The organism is Burkholderia sp. NLJ2 (assembly GCF_049487195.1).
GTDB lineage: Bacteria > Pseudomonadota > Gammaproteobacteria > Burkholderiales > Burkholderiaceae > Burkholderia > Burkholderia pyrrocinia.
In genome coordinates, this window is record NZ_CP137810.1 from 2,049,600 (window position 1) to 2,067,245 (window position 17,646).

16 protein-coding genes and 1 pseudogene are annotated in these 17,646 nt (G+C 68.6%); 9 read left to right on the plus strand and 8 right to left on the minus strand.

Features of this window, described 5'->3' with window-relative positions; genetic code table 11:
* The first annotated feature begins 3 nt into the window (after positions 1 to 3).
* A complete protein-coding gene (locus R9B84_RS31585) occupies positions 4 to 927 on the plus strand; it encodes a LysR substrate-binding domain-containing protein (protein ID WP_423761371.1) in 924 nt (307 codons plus the stop codon).
* Positions 928 to 1,000: 73 nt separating this feature from the next.
* On the opposite strand, the gene R9B84_RS31590 is transcribed toward R9B84_RS31585, so the two are convergent.
* Complete coding sequence (locus R9B84_RS31590) at positions 1,001 to 1,432, minus strand: Lrp/AsnC family transcriptional regulator (protein ID WP_423761372.1); 432 nt, start codon at positions 1,430 to 1,432, stop codon at positions 1,001 to 1,003.
* Between the two features lie 296 nt (positions 1,433 to 1,728).
* On the opposite strand from R9B84_RS31590, the gene R9B84_RS31595 reads away from it, so the two are divergent.
* Positions 1,729 to 2,808 carry an ornithine cyclodeaminase gene (locus R9B84_RS31595; RefSeq protein ID WP_423761373.1) on the plus strand — a complete coding sequence of 360 codons (1,080 nt, stop codon included), beginning with the start codon at positions 1,729 to 1,731 and terminating at the stop codon, positions 2,806 to 2,808.
* A 59-nt stretch (positions 2,809 to 2,867) separates the two neighbouring features.
* Positions 2,868 to 3,869 (plus strand): citrulline utilization hydrolase CtlX, encoded by a 1,002-nt coding sequence (gene ctlX / locus R9B84_RS31600; RefSeq protein WP_423761374.1) that lies wholly within the window; start codon positions 2,868 to 2,870, stop codon positions 3,867 to 3,869.
* Between the two features lie 132 nt (positions 3,870 to 4,001).
* On the opposite strand, the gene R9B84_RS31605 is transcribed toward ctlX, so the two are convergent.
* The 4 genes from R9B84_RS31605 to R9B84_RS31620 all read right to left on the minus strand — a co-directional run bounded on the left by R9B84_RS31605 (position 4,002) and on the right by R9B84_RS31620 (position 9,929).
* Positions 4,002 to 6,803, minus strand: coding sequence for an Hsp70 family protein (locus R9B84_RS31605; protein WP_423761375.1), 2,802 nt, complete (start codon positions 6,801 to 6,803; stop codon positions 4,002 to 4,004).
* Positions 6,804 to 6,808: 5 nt separating this feature from the next.
* Positions 6,809 to 8,650, minus strand: a complete 1,842-nt coding sequence (locus tag R9B84_RS31610) for an Hsp70 family protein (RefSeq protein WP_423761376.1) — start codon at positions 8,648 to 8,650, stop codon at positions 6,809 to 6,811.
* Positions 8,647 to 9,228: a DUF2760 domain-containing protein gene (locus tag R9B84_RS31615; RefSeq protein ID WP_423761377.1), complete on the minus strand. Its 582-nt coding sequence runs from the start codon at positions 9,226 to 9,228 to the stop codon at positions 8,647 to 8,649. The genes R9B84_RS31610 and R9B84_RS31615 overlap by 4 nt, the downstream gene beginning before the upstream one ends.
* Before the next feature lie 260 nt (positions 9,229 to 9,488).
* Complete coding sequence (locus R9B84_RS31620) at positions 9,489 to 9,929, minus strand: Rrf2 family transcriptional regulator (protein WP_423761378.1); 441 nt, start codon at positions 9,927 to 9,929, stop codon at positions 9,489 to 9,491.
* A gap of 142 nt (positions 9,930 to 10,071) precedes the next feature.
* Here R9B84_RS31620 and R9B84_RS31625 point away from each other — a divergent pair, with 142 nt between their 5' ends.
* From R9B84_RS31625 to R9B84_RS31645, 5 genes and pseudogenes are all read left to right on the plus strand, one after another.
* Entirely contained in the window at positions 10,072 to 10,986 is a 915-nt protein-coding gene (locus tag R9B84_RS31625) for an NAD(P)/FAD-dependent oxidoreductase (protein ID WP_423761379.1), read from the plus strand.
* Between the two features lie 197 nt (positions 10,987 to 11,183).
* Positions 11,184 to 12,109 (plus strand): annotated as a pseudogene (locus R9B84_RS31630) (LysR substrate-binding domain-containing protein).
* 179 nt (positions 12,110 to 12,288) lie between these two features.
* The gene (locus R9B84_RS31635) at positions 12,289 to 13,368 is read left to right on the plus strand and encodes a DSD1 family PLP-dependent enzyme (RefSeq protein WP_423763522.1); all 1,080 of its coding nucleotides are present in this window, start codon (positions 12,289 to 12,291) and stop codon (positions 13,366 to 13,368) included.
* A gap of 105 nt (positions 13,369 to 13,473) precedes the next feature.
* Complete coding sequence (locus tag R9B84_RS31640) at positions 13,474 to 14,445, plus strand: ornithine cyclodeaminase family protein (RefSeq protein WP_423761380.1); 972 nt, start codon at positions 13,474 to 13,476, stop codon at positions 14,443 to 14,445.
* 23 nt (positions 14,446 to 14,468) lie between these two features.
* Positions 14,469 to 15,191 (plus strand): HAD family hydrolase, encoded by a 723-nt coding sequence (locus R9B84_RS31645; RefSeq protein ID WP_423761381.1) that lies wholly within the window; start codon positions 14,469 to 14,471, stop codon positions 15,189 to 15,191.
* Positions 15,192 to 15,317: 126 nt separating this feature from the next.
* On the opposite strand, the gene R9B84_RS31650 is transcribed toward R9B84_RS31645, so the two are convergent.
* Together R9B84_RS31650 and R9B84_RS31655 are read right to left on the minus strand one after the other, a co-directional pair.
* The gene (locus R9B84_RS31650) at positions 15,318 to 15,935 is read right to left on the minus strand and encodes a glutathione S-transferase family protein (RefSeq protein ID WP_423761382.1); all 618 of its coding nucleotides are present in this window, start codon (positions 15,933 to 15,935) and stop codon (positions 15,318 to 15,320) included.
* Between the two features lie 88 nt (positions 15,936 to 16,023).
* Complete coding sequence (locus R9B84_RS31655; RefSeq protein WP_423761383.1) at positions 16,024 to 16,392, minus strand: hypothetical protein; 369 nt, start codon at positions 16,390 to 16,392, stop codon at positions 16,024 to 16,026.
* Positions 16,393 to 16,473: 81 nt separating this feature from the next.
* Here R9B84_RS31655 and R9B84_RS31660 point away from each other — a divergent pair, with 81 nt between their 5' ends.
* The gene (locus R9B84_RS31660) at positions 16,474 to 16,941 is read left to right on the plus strand and encodes a MarR family winged helix-turn-helix transcriptional regulator (protein ID WP_423761384.1); all 468 of its coding nucleotides are present in this window, start codon (positions 16,474 to 16,476) and stop codon (positions 16,939 to 16,941) included.
* Between the two features lie 31 nt (positions 16,942 to 16,972).
* Here the strand turns inward: R9B84_RS31660 and R9B84_RS31665 are convergent, their stop codons facing one another.
* The gene (locus tag R9B84_RS31665; RefSeq protein WP_423761385.1) at positions 16,973 to 17,566 is read right to left on the minus strand and encodes a TetR/AcrR family transcriptional regulator; all 594 of its coding nucleotides are present in this window, start codon (positions 17,564 to 17,566) and stop codon (positions 16,973 to 16,975) included.
* Positions 17,567 to 17,646: the final 80 nt, after the last annotated feature.

Consider the following 17,646-nt stretch of genomic DNA (forward strand, 5'->3'; position numbering starts at 1 on the left):
GTCATGAACGATCTGCGTGTGCTGGAAAGCTTTCTCCGGACCGTGGAAGCCGGCAGCTTCTCCGCGGCGGCCAGCCGGCTGGGCGTCACGCCTGCGGCCGTCAGCAAGCATGTCGCGAAACTGGAGCGCAGCCTCGGCACGCGGCTGTTCCGCCGCACGACGCGCAGCCTCACGCTGACGGAGGCCGGCGAAAGGCTGTACGCGGAAACGTCGGCGGCGGCTAGCGCGCTGAGCCAGGCGATGGCGACGCTGACCGAGCGCGACGCGCGCCCCGCCGGCACGCTGCGCATCAGCATCGCGCCGGGGTTCGGGCGCCAGTACGTGTTGCCGCTGATGCCGGCGTTTCTCGAACGTTATCCGGATCTCCGGCTCGACTGGAGCCTCGAGAACCGCCACGTCGATCTGGTGAAGGAAGGCTTCGACGCCGCGATCGGTTCGGGCGTCGAGGACGACGCAAACGTCGTCGCGCGCGAGCTGGTGCCGATCCGGTTGCTGACGGTCGCCTCCCCCGCGTATCTGGCGAAGCACGGCGAACCGGCGACGCTCGCCGAGCTGTCGCGCCACGATTGCATCCGGTTGCGCTCGGCGACGACGGGCCGCGTGCGCGACTGGGCGTTCACGGTGAATGGCGAAACGGTGACGGTGCCGATCGACGGACGCGTCGTGCTGACCGATCTGGATGCCATCTGCGATGCGGCCGTCGCAGGCATGGGGCTCGCGCGGCTCGGCGCGCATCATGTACTGCCGCATCTCGACGAAGGCCGGCTCGTGCGCGTGCTCACGCGCTATCCGGCAATGGCCGGCACGATCTACGTGTACTACACGCACGCCCGCCTCACGCCACCGAAGGTGCGTGCGTTCGTCGAGTTTCTGACGGAGTCGTTTTCGCGAAGCGGCTGGCGGGCGCGCGTCGACACGTTCGGCTGACGGGGATCGACGGGCGCCGGCCCGTCACGCGCGGCCGCTTCATGCCGACCTCCCGTCGCGGGCCCGGCCCGCGTTACGCCTTGTGCGTCGACAGCAGAATGCTCGTCTCGGTACTCGCGATGCCGTCGATCAGCCGGATCGCGCCGAGCACGCGATCGAAATGCTCGAGCGAATCGGCATGCAGCTCGGCGACGAGATCCCAGCGCCCGTTGGTGCTGTGAATCGACGCGACGTTCGGATACCCGCGCAGCACCTTCACCACCTCGGCACCGCGGTTGCCCTGCACCGCGATCGACATCAGCGCGCGGATCCGGTGCCGTTCGGCCGCCGGCTTGAGCCGCACCGTATAACCGACGATCACGCCGTTTTTCTCCAGCCGTGTCAGCCGGTTCTGCACGGTCGCGCGCGCCACGCGCAATTCCTTCGCCAGCGCGACGACGGGCAGTCGCGCGTTGTCGCGCAGCAGCGCGATGAGCTGCCGGTCGACGTCGTCGAGCGTGATCATGAAGGGGCCTTCCTGTTGAGCTTGAACCGGCCGCCAGCGTGCCGGAGGCTGCGCATTCCGACCAGCGTGAACTTATCAAACCGCCGGAATCGGCTGGCAATTTGCCAAGTCTATCGATAAATCTGCCACTTTTGCCGTCTTTTTGTTGGCTCGACTCCCGGAAATAATGACTCCATCGACCGGCCGCATACGCCGCGCTGCCGCTTTTGATGGAGCCGGATCCCCGCGCCGAAGCACCGCCCGGTCGACCGGAATGCCAGGACACCCGTACCGGCAAAGACAATGGAGACAGACCGATGACTCGCTTCCTCGACGTTCCCGCCACCGCCCGCCTGATCGCCAGGACCGGCGTCACGACGTTCCTGCGCGAACTCGTCGACACGCTGCGCGCCGATTACCTGCAGTGGGCCGATTTCGACAAGTCGCCGCGCGTCGCGTGCCACTCGCGCGACGGCGTGATCGAACTGATGCCCGTCGCGAACGCGTCGCTGTTCGCGTTCAAGTACGTGAACGGCCACCCGGTCAACGCGGCGCGCGGGATGCACACGGTGATGGCATTCGGTGCGCTCGCCGAAGTCGATACCGGCTACCCGCTGCTGCTCGCCGAACTCACGCTGACCACCGCGCTGCGCACGGCCGCCACGTCGGTGCTCGCCGCGCAGGTGCTCGCACGGCCCGGCTCGCGCACGATGGCGCTGATCGGCAACGGCGCGCAGAGCGAATTCCAGGCGATCGCGTTCCACACTCTGCTCGGCATCGACGAAATCCGCGTGTTCGACGTCGATCCGCTCGCGACCGACAAGCTCGTGCAAAACCTCGCCGCGTACCCCGAATTGCGCGTCGTGCGTGCGGCGTCGACCGCCGACGCCGTGCGCGGCGCCGACATCGTGACGACCGTCACCGCGGACAAGGCGTACGCGACGATCGTCACGGCCGACATGATCGAGCCCGGCATGCACCTGAACGCGGTCGGCGGCGATTGCCCGGGCAAGACCGAGCTCGAAGCGGGCGTGCTGCACGCGGGCCGCGTGTTCGTCGAATTCGAGCCGCAGTCGCGCATCGAAGGCGAGATCCAGCAGATGCCGGCCGACTTCCCCGTCACCGAGCTGTGGCGCGTGCTGCAGGGCGAGACGACCGGCCGCGAACACGCGGACGAAGTCACCGTGTTCGACTCGGTCGGCTTCGCGCTCGAGGATTATTCGGCGCTGCGCTATCTGTACGCACTCGCGCAACAACACAACGCGGGCGTCGAGATCGCGCTGATTCCGCCGGCCGTCGACCCGAAGAACCTGTTCGCGCTGATCGACGACCCGGCCGCGATCGCGCAGGGTCACGCGGCGTTCGTGACCGAAGCCGTCGCCGCGTTCGCGCGCTGACCGTCGTCGCCGTGCGGCCTGTACGCCGCACGGTTCCCTGCCTTTCGCTCCTGCCTTCCATGAATCTCGTATCGATCCAGGCGCCGGCCGCCGTCGTGATGGTCCGGCCGCACCGCTTCCTGCCGAACCCGCAGACCGCGGCCGACAACGCGTTCCAGCGCACGGCCGGCGGCGGCTCGGCCGACACTTCGTCGGTGTCCGCCGCCGCACGCGACGAAGTCACGGCCGCTGCGCAGACGCTCGCCGATGCGGGCGTGCGCGTGCACGTGTTCGACGACCGCGGCGAGCGCGACACGCCCGACTCCGTGTTCCCGAACAACTGGTTCTCGACGCATCCGGGCGGCCACGTCGCGCTGTATCCGATGCACAGCCCGAACCGCCGCCGCGAGCGGCGCGCGGACATCGTCGAGATGCTGAAGGCCGAGTATCGCGTGCAGGACGTGATCGACTATTCGGGCCTCGAATATGACGACGTGTTCCTGGAAGGCACCGGCGCGATGGTGCTCGACCACGTCGCGCGGATCGCGTACACCGCGCGCTCGCGCCGTGCCGATCCGGTCGCGCTCGAACGCTTCTGCACGCACTTCAATTTCGAGCCGATCTGCTTCGATACGGCCGACGCCGCGGGGCGCCCGATCTATCACACGAACGTGATGATGAGCGTCGCCACGGCGTTCGCGATGGTCGGCCTCGACCTGATCGCCGACAGCCGGCGTCGCGCCGAGATCGCGCAACGCCTGACCGAAACGGGACGCACGGTGATCGCGCTCGATCAGTCGCAAATCGCGAACTTCGCGGGCAATACGCTGGAATTGTCGGGAAGAAACGGCCGCGTGCTTGCGCTGTCGCGGCGTGCGTTCGATTGCCTTACGCACGACCAGCGCGCGACGATCGAGCGCTCCGCGCGGCTGCTGCCGCTCGACGTGCCGACGATCGAACTGGCCGGCGGGTCGGTGCGCTGCATGCTCGCGGGGATTCATCTCGCGCGGCGCGCAAGCGCGCCGGATGCGATCGCCGTGGAAGCTGCCGCATCGCCGCGCGAGACGGCGCCGCAGATCTGACCGGCAGGTTCACAAAGCGCAAACGGCTGCCGATGCGATGCAACGGCAGCCGTTTGCTTATTCGAAGGGTATTGAATCGGCATGCCGTGAAATGCTCCGGCATCCGAACGATGCCGGAGCCCGCCGCGCCGCTCACCCGGCCAGCAGCTTCAACCCGGCCGGCAGCGTCTCGCCGAACACACGCACCGTGTCGGCTTCGTCGAACGCGATCGCTTCGCGCACCATGTCGATCCATGCCGTCGACGCATTCGCGGCCGACAGACGCTTGATCACCGCGTCGCGCGTGTCGTCCGGCAGGTCGCGTGAACGGTCGCCCGTCATCCGTGCGATCTGCGCGGCCGCGAACGCGGCCGGCTCGACCTGCTTCCAGTCGAGCGCGAACAGCGCATCGAGCCAGCCATTGGCGACTTCCGCAGGCACGACACTGTGTGCGCTGCCGTAGAACGGCCGGCGCGCACCGATGCGCCCGAGCGCCCACGCACATAGCGCACGGTCAGCCGGCTTCTGCAATTGCGCGATCAGGCGCTCGGCCAGTTCGACCTTGCGCTCGACGGGCAACCGTTCGAGCGAAGCGGACAGCCGCGTCATGTCGGCCGGGCCGACCTTGCCCGGATCGAACGGCAGCTTGCGCCGCTTGTCGTCGGACGGTTCGAGGAACGCGATCGCGTCGCGCACCTGCGTCTGCGCATCGTCGTCGAGGCCGCCGGCCACACGCCGCCACAGCGTCCACCACTCGGACCACACCTGCCCGTCGTTCACGTATTGAATGCCGTCGTCGAACAGCGGCCACAGCTGCTCGATGCGCCATGCGTCGAGCGGATGGCCGAAGCCCGGACGCAGGCAATAACCGGCGAGGTTCAGCCACGCGCGTTCGTGATCGGCCGAGCGCCGGCGCCGCCGCGCACGCGCAAGCAACGCGTCGAACAGTTCGCGCGCGAGCGCGACGTCCCACTCTTCGCGCGCACCGAGCACCTGTTCGAGCTGCGCGCGAAGCCGGCGCGTGTCCTTCGGCGTGACGTCCGCGGCCTTGCTGCCGAACGAGCGCTCGATCAGCTCGATCGCGTGGTCGAGACGCGGATGCCGCGCGGATGCATCGTCGCCGCCGTGCGCCGGCGCATCGCCGCGCAACTGGAATTCGAGCCGCCAGCGGCGGGCCGCGTCGTCGGTCGCGATGCAATGCATTTCGAGCGTGCCGACCTCGGTCAGCGACGCGGTGAGCTTCACCGGCGTTTCGCGCGCATCGCTGCCCGCCTGTCGCTCGACGACCGTCGCGATCGGCGGCAGCCGCACGAAATCTCCGCCGTCGAGTTCGACGAGATCGCCGGGCCGGTACGCGGTCTCGGCCACCGTCGACACGAGGTGGAAACGTACCGGCTGCCCGAGCTGCAGCGCGAACGTGCGATCCTCGAGCCGGATTTCGCGCCCCTCTTCCGCACCGCGCGGCAGCAGGCAAACGCCGCGCGCCGCTGCGTCGCCGGCACCGTCGTCGAGTACGAGGAAATAGCTGCGCGCGGAACCGCCGCCGATGCGCGGCGCATGCCCGGCGCGCGCGAGCCCGTAGGCCACCGCGCCGCGCGCGACGGCCACGTCCGGATGCGCGTTGTGCAGCACGTCGAGCGGCGCGCCGCGCCACGCGCCGAGCGTCTGCGCGAGACGGCCGGCGAGCGCGCCCGCACGGAACACGCCACCGTTGAGCAGCAGCGTGTCGGGCAGCGGGCCTTCCGCATGATGGTTCAGGAACGCGGCGACGTGCCGCGTGACGGCCGGGTCGCTCGCATACGGCAACCCGAATTCGACGATCGCCGCCCGCGCGCGGCGCGGCAGTTCGCCGGCCGCGACCTGCGGAAAGAAACCGTCGACGACGATCTGTTCGACTTCCTGCCGCGTCAGCTCGGCGGAGCGCGCGCCGCCGACGAGCTTGCTGCCCGCGCCGAGCAGCGTGACGGTGACGGACGCCGGTGCGTCGTCGCCGAGCAGCCGCTCCTTCGCGGCACGGCAGCGCTCGACGAGCTGCGACAGGCTCGCGGCCGACAGCCGCGTGCCGGGCTCGGTCAGCCGCGTCTCGACCAGGCGCGCGAGCGCGAGGTCCATGTTGTCGCCGCCGAGCATCAGGTGGTTGCCGACGCCGACGCGCGTAAAGGTCGGCTCGCCGTCGTCGCCCCGTGCGACATCGACGAGCGTGAGGTCGGTCGTGCCGCCGCCGACGTCGCAGATCAGCACGCGCCGCGCGTCGGCGAACGTGTCGCGCAACGTCGCGCGCTGGCCGTACAACCAGTCGTAGAACGCGGCCTGCGGCTCTTCCAGCAGCCGCAGCGCGGGCAGCTTCGCACGCCGCGCGGCCTCGACCGTCAACGCGCGCGCGCCGTCGTCGAACGACGCGGGCACCGTCAGGATCACGTGCTGCTTCGCGAGCGGTGCGTCGGGAAAACGGGCGTCCCACGCGTCGCGCACATGCGCGAGATAGCTCGCGCTCGCGTCGACCGGCGACACCTTGTCGACGCCGTCGGCCGCGCCCCACGGCAGGATCGCCGCGAGCCGGTCGACCGATGCGTGCGACAGCCAGCTCTTCGCGCTCGACACGAGCCGGCCCGGCACCTGCGCGCCGAGTGTGCGCGCGTAACGGCCGATCACGGGCGGCGGTGCATCGCCGGCGCCGCTGTCCCGACCGACTAACCCGCCGTCACGGCCGCCGTCAGAACGGGCGGCCGCGCCGCGCGCACCAGCCGCCTGCCACGGCAGCCTCAACGCATCCGCCGCGAGTTCGCCCGCCGCCGGGTGATAGCGCACCGACGGCAGCAGCGGCTGCGCGGCCACCGCGCCGGGGCCGACGAGTTGCTCGACGTCGAACACGCGGATCGCGTCGGAGCCGGCCTCGACGTATGCGACGACCGTATTGCTCGTGCCGAGGTCGATGCCGACCGTATAGCGCTTCATCGCGCTCAGGCGGCGCCGCGCACGTCGAACTCGACCTTCCAGCGCTCGTTCGTGCCGCTCGGGATCGCCTCGAGTTCGAGCGTGCCGGCTTCGGTCACGCGCGCATGCAGCTTCACCGGCACGACCTCGCCGACGGTGCGCCCTTCGGCGGGCAGCGTGGCCTGGATTTCCTCGAGCTCCTGTAGCTCTTCCGCCGACCAGTAGTCGAGCAGCGTGCCGACCTGGTCCTGTCGGCGCACCGACGAGCCGAAGAAGCGGAACTGCACCGGTTCGCCGACGACGAGGCCGAACTCCTGCGGCGGCAGCGCCGCGTCCGAGCCTTCCTCCATCCCGAACGGCGCGACGCACAGCGCCTGCACCGGCGGTTCGAGCCCCGGCACCGCGGGCATCGCCGATTCGATCGCGACGTAGTACGCACGCGCCGTGCCGCCGCGAATACGCACGCCGCGGCCGCGCTTCACGAAGCCGTAATAAGCCGCGCCGCGCGCGACCGCCAGATCGAGATCGGCGCCTTCGAGCAGGCGCGCGGGCGGCGCGCCTTCGGCGGCGAGCCAGCTATTGAGCGTATCGAGCACGCGCTGCGTGAGCAGCGTCGACTTGAACACGCCGCCGTTGAACAGCACGGCCGTCGGATGCAGGAACGTCGCGCCCTGCGGCAGCGTGCGCTGCACGCCTTCGAGCGTGTCGAGCGCCGCGACCTGGCGGCCGAGGAACGCCGCGAGATGGCGCGTGATGCCCGCGTCCTGCGCATACGGCAGGCCGAGCTGCGTCAGGCCGACGCGCGCGCGGCTCACGGGGCGCGCGGCCGCATCGACCTGCGGGAAGAAGCCTTCGAGGATCGTCTGCGTGAGTTCCGCACGCGTGAGCTCCGTGCGGATCGACCCGCCGATCAGCTTCGAGCCGCGGCTCGGCACGACGAGCGGCACCGCGTCGGTCGTCGGGTCGGACAGCAGCGTTTCCTTCGCGGCGCGGCATGCGTACGTGAGCGCACGCAGTTGCCACGGATCGGCCTGCGCGCCCTGCTGCGCGAGCTTGCGCGCGACCACGTGCGCGAGCGCGAGGTCCATGTTGTCGCCGCCGAGCAGGATGTGCTCGCCGACCGCCACGCGATGCAGTTCGAGATTGCCGTCGCGCTCGACCACCGCGATCAGCGACAGGTCGGTCGTGCCGCCGCCGACGTCGACGCACAGGATCAGGTCGCCGACCTGCACCTGCTTGCGCCAGCCGCCTTCGCTCTTCTGGATCCAGCTGTACAGCGCGGCCTGCGGCTCCTCGAGCAGCGTCATCCGCGAGTAGCCGGCGGCACGCGCGGCTTCAGCCGTCAGTTCGCGCGCGGCCGGGTCGAACGATGCGGGAATCGTCACCGTCACGTCCTGGTCGGCGAACGGCGCGTCGGGATGCGTGTGGTCCCACGCTTCGCGCAGGTGCGTCAGGTAGCGGATCGAGCTTTCCAGCGGCGACACGCGCGACACTTCGGGCGGCGCATCGCTCGGCAGGATCGCCGCGCGGCGGTCGACGCCCGGGTGGCACAGCCAGCTCTTCGCGCTCGACACGAGGCGGATCGGCGTGCCCGCGCCGCGGGTGCGCGCCATCTCGCCGACCGCGAAGCCGCGCGAGGCCGTCCACGGCAGCGTCAGGTCGCCCTGCGTCAGTTCGCTTTCATGCGGCAGATAGAGGAACGACGGCAGCAGGTCGCGCGACTCCAGCGCGCCGGGCGCGGTGAGCTGCGCGATCGGCAGCACCTGCTGCGTGATTGTTTCGCCGTCGCTTGCGGCGCTGTCGACATACGACAGCGCGCAGTGGGTCGTACCGAGGTCGATACCGATCGAATAGCGCGGATCGCTCACAGTTCCACCTCCGCCGGCGCGACCACCGATGCGTCGTGGCTGCCCGTCAGCTTCGGCAGGCGCACGTCGGCGACGCGCCAGCCGCGATGGCTGACCGTGCCCGTGAACGGCGCCGAGCCGACCACGTTGCCCGTCACGCGCACGGCCGTCGCGTCGAAGCCGGCCGGCAGCGTCACGCGGCTGCCTTCGGCTTCGTCACGCACGGGCACGATCGTGAAGTGTTCGCGCAGCGCCGCGCGGCAGCCGTCGTGCACGAGGCGTGCGGCCGCGCCGATGTCGGCGTCCGCATAGCCGGCGATGTCTTCCTCGACGAAGTCGATGAAGCGCGCATCGCGCTGCAGCAGGCCGAGCAGTTGCAGCGCGGCCTGCGGGCTCGCTTCGCGCAGTTCGGGCGCCGGGGCCTTCACGGGCGCGGGCGCCGGGGCCGGCGCGGCTGTGGGTGCCGGCGCGACCGGTGCGGGGGCGCCGTCGCGCACGCGCAGCACGCCGGCCGCGAACTCGCGGTTGCCGAGCACGGAGAAGAACGTGCCGACGGCAAGCGACAGCCGGCCGAAGAAGGACAGGTTGGATTCGGGCATGGGGTCTGGACTCCTGTGGGCTCGCGACGCGGCGAGCAATCTTGCCTGGGCGCCCGGTGGCGGCGTGCGCAATGCGCACTGCCGCCGCCCGGCGCGTGATTCGGACGCGCCCTCGCGGGTGCGGAAAACCCGTATTTTGCCCTGTGGCGGGCGAACCGGGCAGAAGTTGGGGGACAGAACGCCGCGGTGCGACGGTTTTGGCCGCGCCGGATCGTGCCGGATGGCACGTCAGGCGTGATCGATCGGGATGCTGCGGCGCGTCAGCGCGTATAGCCCCGCAGCGCAGCCTTCGCTTCGAAATCGCGCGACAGCATGCCGAGCGTGACTTCGCCGAAGCGCGCCAGCAGCGACGCTTCGGCATCCTTCAGTGTCGCCGCCAGGTGCGCGTTGACGGCCTGTTCGACCAGGCATTCGGGCTCGTCCTCCGGCACCAGATCGGAGAACAGCGGCGGCTCGCCCACCGCGCGATAGACGTCGAGCAGCGTGATGTCGTCGAGTGCGACGCTCAGCACCCAGCCGCCGCCATGCCCTTTCTCCGACTGCACGTAGCCGCAGTCGCGCAAACCGCCGAGCAGGCGCCGCACGACGACCGGATTCGTGGCCAGCATCGTCGCGATCGCCTCCGACGTCAGAGGGCCGTCGGCCTGGTCCATGTGGATCAGCGCATGCAGCATGCGCGACAAACGGCTGTCGGTTCTCACGGGCGGTACTCCCCTCTCTCGAAACTTCTGAAGTTGCATGAATGATACCATCGCCCTATCATGCAACTTCACGTGTTTCATGAGTTGGCCGCCATCGGGACACGTCCGTCATTCACGCAGGTTCAGGAAAAGGAGCGGATGCATGCATAACCATCATGAAGTGATCGTGGTCGGCGGCAGCTTTGCGGGGCTGTCGGCCGCGATGCAGCTTGCGCGGGCGCGACGCCGCGTGCTCGTGATCGACGCCGGCCGGCCGCGCAACCGCTTTGCCGAACACGCGCACGGGTTCTTCGGGCAGGACGGCAAGCCGCCCGCGCGGATCGTTGCTGAGGCCGTCGCACAACTGGACGCGTATCCGACCGTGCAGCGGATCGACGGCGACGCGCGCACGGCCGAGCGCGATGCCGACGGCCGCTTCCACGTGACGCTGTCGGACGGCCGCCGCGCGAGCGCCGACCGGCTGATTCTCGCGACCGGCATCCGCGATGAACTGCCGCTGCTGGCGGGGCTCGCGGAACGCTGGGGCGTCAGCGTGCTGCATTGTCCGTATTGCCATGGGTACGAGGTGAGCGGCCAGCGGCTCGGCGTGCTCGCCACGCATCCGCTTTCCGTGCATCAGGCGATCCTGATTCCGGACTGGGGCCCGACGACGTGGTTCACGCAGGGCGTGGTCGAAGCGAATGAAGAAGAAGCCGTGTTGCTCGACGCGCGCGGCGTGCGCATCGAGCGATCGCCGGTCGTCGAGATTCTGGGCGACGCGCCGCGTATCGAAGCGCTGCGGCTCGCCGATGGGCAGGTCGTGCCGATCGACGCGTTGTTCGTCGGCGCGCGCACGGTAATGGCAAGCGATCTCGCGCAGCAGCTCGGTTGCGCGTTCGACGAAGGGCCGCTCGGCGCCGCGATTCGCGTCGACACGTGGAAGCAGACGAGCGTCGCCGGCGTGTTTGCCGCGGGCGACGCATCGAGCCTGATGACCAACGCGACGTTCGCGTCGGCGTCGGGAGTAGCGGCGGGGGTCGGTACGCACCGGTCGTTGATTTTCGGGCTGCACGCTTGACGGGACTGCGTGCAGCCGGGGGTGACGAGATGCGCTGCGCTTTCGTCGCGCGACAAAGGCCAACCTGCCGGGCCCGACACGGGCTCGCACACGGTCGTGTCATCGCACGCATTTGCCGCGATCCGCAGCCGCATCGATGGATTCGTCGCGTGATGTACGGTTTAATGCTTGGCAATGACAGCATTAAGAGAGATGAAATGCTCGATCTCGACGACCTTCGACTCGTTCGCGCGATCGGCGCATCGCGTTCATTGGCCGCTGCCGCGCGCCTGCTCGATCTCACGCCGCCCGCGGTCACGATTCGCCTGCAGCGGATGGAGGCGCGCTTGAGCGCGCGGCTCGCCGTGCGGCAGTCGAAAGGGATCGCGTTGACCGACGAAGGGCAACGGCTGTACCAGGAAGCCGTCGATATTCTCGAGCGCGTGGAAGCGCTGCCCGTCAGCATCTCGGGCGACCACGGCGACGTGCAAGGCACGCTGCGCGTCGTCGCCCCGTTCGGCTTCGGACGCAAGTACGTCGCGCGGATCGTGCGCGACGTGCAACGCGCACATCCGAAGCTGGAAATTTCGCTCCACCTGTCCGAGAGCCCCCTGACGAGCGCGTCGGCGGCCGATGTGGTCGTGCACGTCGGCAGCCTCAAGTCGTCGTCGTGGATCGGCTATCCGCTCGCGCCCAACGAGCGCTTCCTGTGTGCAAGCCCCGGCTACGCGCGTCGCATCAAGGAACTGAATCATCCGTCCGACCTCGCGCGATACAACTGCCTGTGCCTGCGCGAAAACGACGAGGACATCCCGCGATGGCGCTTCTCGCCAAGCGGCGACGGTCGACGCGAGTCCCGGCGGTCCACCGTGATCCGCGTTGCGGGTGCGCTGTCTTCCAATGACGGCACCGTCATCACCGATTGGGCCTTGGCCGGGCTCGGGATCTGGAACGCTCGGAATGGGACGTCGCGCCGCTGTTGGCGAACGGCAAGCTCGTCCGGTTGCTGCCCGACTGGAGCCTGCCGCCCGCACCGGTGACGGCGTTGTTGCCGTCGCGCACCGGCCGCTCCGCGCGGCAACGCGTTTTTCTCGAAGCCGCGCGGCAGTTCCTCGATCCGCCGCCGTGGCGCGGCAAGGCATGAGCCGCACCGCGGCCCGCGCGATTCGGCCGATTAAACGACGCTTAATGATGGATTAGTCACGCGTTAAACATGGCGACCGTCGGTTGCCCTACAGTGTTCGCGTCGGCAACCCTCCGAGGCAACGCATCGTGGACATTCAAACCCTCAACACCCCGGCCGCATTGATCGATGTCGGCCGCATGCGTCGCAACATCGACCGCATGCAGGCGCATCTGGACGCACTCGGCGTCAGGTTCCGGCCGCACGTCAAGACCACCAAATGCCGGCACGTCGTCGACGCGCAGATCGCGGCGGGCGCGCAAGGCATCACGGTGTCGACGCTCAAGGAAGCCGAGCAGTTCTTCGCGGGCGGTGCCCGGGACATCGTCTATGCGGTCGGCATGGTGCCCGCGAAGCTGAGCCAGGCGCTTGCGCTGCGCCGGCAGGGCTGCGACCTGAAGATCGTCGCCGACAACCTGCAGGCCGCGCACGCAATCGCCGAATTCGGGCGCGAGCACGGCGAGCGCTTCGAAGTCTGGATCGAGGTCGACGTCGACGGCCACCGCTCGGGCGTCCCGCCCGAAGACGACCTGCTGATCGACGTGGGCCGCGCACTGGTCGACGGCGGGATGGCGCTTGGCGGGGTGCTCGCTCACGCGGGCTCCAGCTACGACTACGACACGCAGGATGCGCTGGCGGCGATCGCCGAACAGGAGCGCAGCCGCACCGTGCGGGCCGCGCAGCGACTCAGGGCCGCCGGGTTGCCCTGCCCGGTCGTCAGTATCGGTTCGACGCCGACTGCGCTGTCGGCGGAAAACCTCGACGGCGTCACCGAGGTCCGCGCCGGCGTGTATGTGCTGTTCGATCTCGTCATGCACAACATCGGCGTGTGCGAGCTGTCCGACATCGCGCTGTCGGTGCTGACCACCGTCATCGGACACCAGGAAGAGAAAGGCTGGGCAATCGTCGACGCGGGCTGGATGGCGATGAGCCGCGACCGCGGCACGCAGCGACAGGCCCGCGATTTCGGCTACGGGCAGGTCTGCACGGAAGACGGCGAAGTGCTCGGCGACTACGTCGTGAGCGCAGCGAACCAGGAGCACGGCATCGTGTCGCGCGCTGGCTCGCCCGATACGAGCATCGCGCAGTGGTTTCCGATCGGAACGCGCCTGCGCATCCTGCCGAACCACGCGTGCGCCACCGGCGCGCAACATCCCGAATATCAGGCTATCGGCGAAGACGGCACCGTACACACGTGGCCGCGCTTCTACGGGTGGTGAACGACCCCGCATTCACGACATCCGCCCACGCATTGACTATTTGTCTAAATCTGGACACACTTTAAACCTTCCCGATTCGCCTTGCGGCGGAAAGCCCGACCCGACATGCCGACAGACGCCCGACTCCTTCTTCTCGACCGCGATGCCGTCGAACCCGCCCTTCAGGCCGAGCAAGTGATGGCCGCGGTGCGCGAAGCGTTCGTGCTGCACAGCCAAAGGGCCGGACGCGTGTTCCCGGTGGTCCGCGAGAAGCTGCACACCGGCGGCGTATTCGGCATCAAGTCGGGCGACGTCGCGAGCCAGGATCTGCTCGGGTTCAAGGCGGCCGGATTCTGGCCCGGCAACCGAACCCGCGACGGCGAACCGCATCAGGCGACCGTCGCGCTGTTCGATCCGGCCACGGGCCGCCCGCTCTGCATCATGGACGGCAACGCGATCACCACCGCGCGGACCGGAGCCGCCGGCGGCCTGGGGCTGCAACTGCTGGCCCGCCGCGACAGCACGCGGATCAGCGTATTCGGCACGGGTGTGCAGGCGCGCGTCCAGCTCGAATACGCGCTCAGGCTGCTGCCGCAACGCTGCACGGTGCAGTACGTGAACGTCAGCGGCGAGCCGGATCCGGTGTTCGAATCGGCGTTCCTCGAACGATGCACGATCCGCGTCGCTCGCGACCGGAACGACGCGGTGGCCGACAGCGACGTGATCATCACGGCAACGCCGGGCGGTGGTGCGTTGTTCGATGCGGACGCGGTTCAACCGGGCACCCATCTGACTTGCGTGGGCGCCGACACCGCGGGCAAGCGCGAACTTCCGGCCGGCGTGCTGGAACGCGCGCGCATTTTCGTCGACGATCACGATCAGTCGCGCAGCATCGGCGAGTGTCAGTGGGCGCCGGATCTGCCGCGCACTGAAATCGGCGACCTGCTCGCCGGGACGGTGTCGATCGACCGCTCGCCGAGCGACGTCACCGTATTCGACATGACCGGACTCGCGCTTCAGGACCTGACCGTTGCGCGTTTCCTGTACGAGCAGGCCGTCGAGAACGGAACCGGAATCTCCGTTCCGTGGCCGTGGTAAGCGACTCCTCCTCTTCAACCGCCATGCGTCTCGCCAAAGTATCCGCCCTCTCGTTCGACCTGGACGACACCCTGTGGCCGTTCGGGCCGTCCGTCGCACGAGCCGAAGCGGCGCTTCGCGCATGGCTGATCGAGCATGCACCCGATACCGCGAGCGTGCTGCCCACGCAACAGGCGCTGGGCGAGCTACGTGAGGAATACGAACGTTTGTGCCCGGACCTCGTCAACGACTATCGCGCGTTGAGACTCGGATCGATCCGGCTTGCGCTGGAGCGCGCGAACGAAGATGTCGCGCTGACCGAGCGTGCGTACGAAGTCTTCTATGCCGCGCGCAACCGGGTCGAGTTCTATGAAGACGCGTTGCCGGCACTGGCATGGCTGAGCGCCCGGTTTCCGTTGATCGCGGTGACCAACGGCAACGCAGACCTCCGGCTGACCGGCGGCGGCGAATTCTTTCGGGAAACGCTCAGCGCGCGTGCGTTCGGGATCGCGAAGCCGGAACCCGAAATATTTCATGCGGCGGCGGAGGCGCTCGACGTGCGTCCGGCGGAATTGCTGCACGTCGGGGACGACTACCACCTCGATATCGTCGGGGCATTGAATGCGGGGCTTCAGGCGGCATGGGTGGTGCGCGACCATCAACCGGAAGTGGAGCGCGATCCGCAGCATGCCGAGACGCCGCACCTCACCCTCCGCGACCTGTCGATGCTATGTCGCGCGCTCGGCGGGCCCGACAACGTATCGTGACCGCATGCGCGCGCCGCGCTCACGCCGCACACTGCATCGCAGTAAAACGCGGCTGTCCGCCGGTTACCCCTTGCGCAAACATCGCGGTCGGCCATGCCGATGCAGCACATGACCGACCGCCGCCCGTCACGCCGCCTTGCGCGCCTCCGCAATCCGCTGCGGCGCCTTCGGCCGCGCATACAGCCGTTCGAGATACGCACTCAGTTGCGGGAACGGTTCGATCAGATTGCATTCGCCGGCCCAGTCGATCAGGTAGGCCGTCACGCAATCGGCGACCGTCAGCGTGTCGCCGACGATGAACTCGCGCCCTTCGAGATGCTTGTCGAGGATCGCGGCCATCGTCGCGAAATCCTCGCGCGCCAGTTCGATGTCGGCCGGCGAGCGCTTCTCCGGCGGATAAAGGAACGTGTGCCGCGTGATCCGCCACAGCGGCTGTTCAAGCTCCGTCACCGCGAACATGACCCACCGATACACCTGCGCGCGCAGCGCCGGATCGACCGGCAGCAACGCCTTCTCCGGGTACTTGTCCGCGAGATACAGCACGATCGCGGCCGACTCGGGAATCACGCGGTCGCCGTCCACCAGTACCGGCACCTTGCCGGCCGGATTGATGCGTAGGAATTCGGGCCGCTTGTGCTCGCCCGCGAGCAGGTTGACCGACACGAATTCGAAATCCGCATCCAGTTCCTTCAGCCCCCACAGCGCGCGTTGCGAGCGGGTGCCGGCAAATCCGTAAAGCTTCATCGCCAGTCTCCATCCAGAATGTCGGGAAAATTTCGGCATGCCGGCCACCGCGCATCGACGCAACGCGACGCGCTGCGACCGGCATCGTTCACGCGCCGGGAATCGGCAGCACCGGCATCACGTCGATCTGCTCGCCCGGGAAAATCGTGAAATGCGGATGGCCTTCGAACATCGCGGCCGCCGCTTCGTGCGAAGCAGCACGCACGACCGAAAACGCGCCCATCGCGTTGGCCGTGTCCTTCACGCCGCCTGCGTCGACGGTCTTGGTCTTGCCGAGCGGCCCGCCCAGCTCGACGACCGCGTCGCGATGGCGGTCGACCCACGCCTTCCATGCGGCGATACCCGCCTCTTCCTTCGCGCGCCGCTCCTGGTCCGACAGCGCGACCCACGCCTTCATCGCCGGGCTGTCCTTGCTGCCGAGGAATACGGCGAGATACAACTGCTGTTGAGCACTCATGCTTTCTCCTCCGGTGACGGGCGCGGCGGGCTGCCGCGCCTCGACCTTGACAAGATAGGTTGATATCAACACAATTGCAACATGGCACGAAAAGAAAAGCTCCCTTTCGAAACGACGCTAATGGTGCGCGATTGCTGCCTGTGCCTGCACATGCAGCGCGCGGCGCGCAATCTTGCGCGCATCTTCGACGATGTGCTGCGCCCGCTGGATCTCACCAACGGCCAGTTTTCGCTGCTGATGTCGTTGAACCGGCCGCAACCGGCCCCGATGAAATCGGTCGCGTCGCTGCTCGCGATGGATCGCACCACGCTGACCGCCGCGCTCAAGCCGCTCGAGCGGCGCGGGCTCGTCACGATCGCGCAGGATCCGGACGACGGGCGCAGCCGCCTGCTCGAACTGACGCCGGCCGGCCGCGACCTGCTGGCCGAAGCGTTTCCGCTGTGGCAGCAGACGCATGCCGACATCGAACGGCAATTCGCGCCAGGGGAAGTCGATCTGTTGCGCGGCCAGTTGCGCACGCTGTCGCAGGAGCCGGCGGCGCGCGGCTGAACGGGCGCGCGGATCGCGGCAGTGGGCGGGCTTACTTCCTGCCCTTCTTCGGCAGCAGCAGTTGCGCGAATTCCTGCAGGAAGTGCACCGGCCCATGCTCGTGCAGCGCACGCCCGCTGCTCAGCGCACCGTCGATGACGGTCGCGAGCCGCAGCGCGAAGGTTTCCGGTTGGTCGATCCGCATCGCACTCGCCAGTTCCGTCAACCGGCGCCGCAGCTCCTGCTTGTGCGCGACGGCGACCTTGCGGGCCGGATGGTTGTCGTCCGCATATTCGGCGGCGATGTTGATCTGCGGGCAGCCGCGATAGCCGGGGCGCGCAATGCGCTCGCCGATCCACTGAAGCTGCGCGTCCAGCTCCTCGCGCGGCGTGCGCTTGTACGGCTGCGCCACCGCATCCCAATGCGCCCAGAAATCGGCGTCCTCGCGCAGCAGGAACGCCTCGATCAGGTCGTCCTTCGTCGTGAAGTGACGATAAAGGCTCGTCTTCGCGACGCCCGCCTGCGCGACGATCAGGTCCACGCCGACCGCGCGCGTGCCTTCCCGGTAGAACAGCTCGCTGGCCGTTTGCAGGATGCGCTCGCGCGTATCGAGCGCGCCCCCTTGTGTATCCGTTCCCTTTTTCATCCAAGCTCGGCCGCCCAGGGCCGCCCGTACCGCAACAGTGGACCGATCATAGCACCGCGAGGTTGACGACGCTACAGGTC

Excerpts from the sequence above, each read along its gene's own strand:
- R9B84_RS31585 (WP_423761371.1), top strand. The coding sequence starts at position 4 with ATGAACGATCTGCGTGTGCTGGAAAGCTTTCTCCGGACCGTGGAAGCC.
- R9B84_RS31590 (WP_423761372.1), bottom strand. The coding sequence starts at position 1,432 with ATGATCACGCTCGACGACGTCGACCGGCAGCTCATCGCGCTGCTGCGC.
- R9B84_RS31595 (WP_423761373.1), top strand. The coding sequence starts at position 1,729 with ATGACTCGCTTCCTCGACGTTCCCGCCACCGCCCGCCTGATCGCCAGG.
- ctlX (WP_423761374.1), top strand. The coding sequence starts at position 2,868 with ATGAATCTCGTATCGATCCAGGCGCCGGCCGCCGTCGTGATGGTCCGG.
- R9B84_RS31605 (WP_423761375.1), bottom strand. The coding sequence starts at position 6,803 with ATGAAGCGCTATACGGTCGGCATCGACCTCGGCACGAGCAATACGGTC.
- R9B84_RS31615 (WP_423761377.1), bottom strand. The coding sequence starts at position 9,228 with ATGCCCGAATCCAACCTGTCCTTCTTCGGCCGGCTGTCGCTTGCCGTC.
- R9B84_RS31625 (WP_423761379.1), top strand. The coding sequence starts at position 10,072 with ATGCATAACCATCATGAAGTGATCGTGGTCGGCGGCAGCTTTGCGGGG.
- R9B84_RS31635 (WP_423763522.1), top strand. The coding sequence starts at position 12,289 with ATGCGTCGCAACATCGACCGCATGCAGGCGCATCTGGACGCACTCGGC.
- R9B84_RS31640 (WP_423761380.1), top strand. The coding sequence starts at position 13,474 with ATGCCGACAGACGCCCGACTCCTTCTTCTCGACCGCGATGCCGTCGAA.
- R9B84_RS31645 (WP_423761381.1), top strand. The coding sequence starts at position 14,469 with ATGCGTCTCGCCAAAGTATCCGCCCTCTCGTTCGACCTGGACGACACC.
- R9B84_RS31650 (WP_423761382.1), bottom strand. The coding sequence starts at position 15,935 with ATGAAGCTTTACGGATTTGCCGGCACCCGCTCGCAACGCGCGCTGTGG.
- R9B84_RS31655 (WP_423761383.1), bottom strand. The coding sequence starts at position 16,392 with ATGAGTGCTCAACAGCAGTTGTATCTCGCCGTATTCCTCGGCAGCAAG.
- R9B84_RS31660 (WP_423761384.1), top strand. The coding sequence starts at position 16,474 with ATGGCACGAAAAGAAAAGCTCCCTTTCGAAACGACGCTAATGGTGCGC.
- R9B84_RS31665 (WP_423761385.1), bottom strand. The coding sequence starts at position 17,566 with ATGAAAAAGGGAACGGATACACAAGGGGGCGCGCTCGATACGCGCGAG.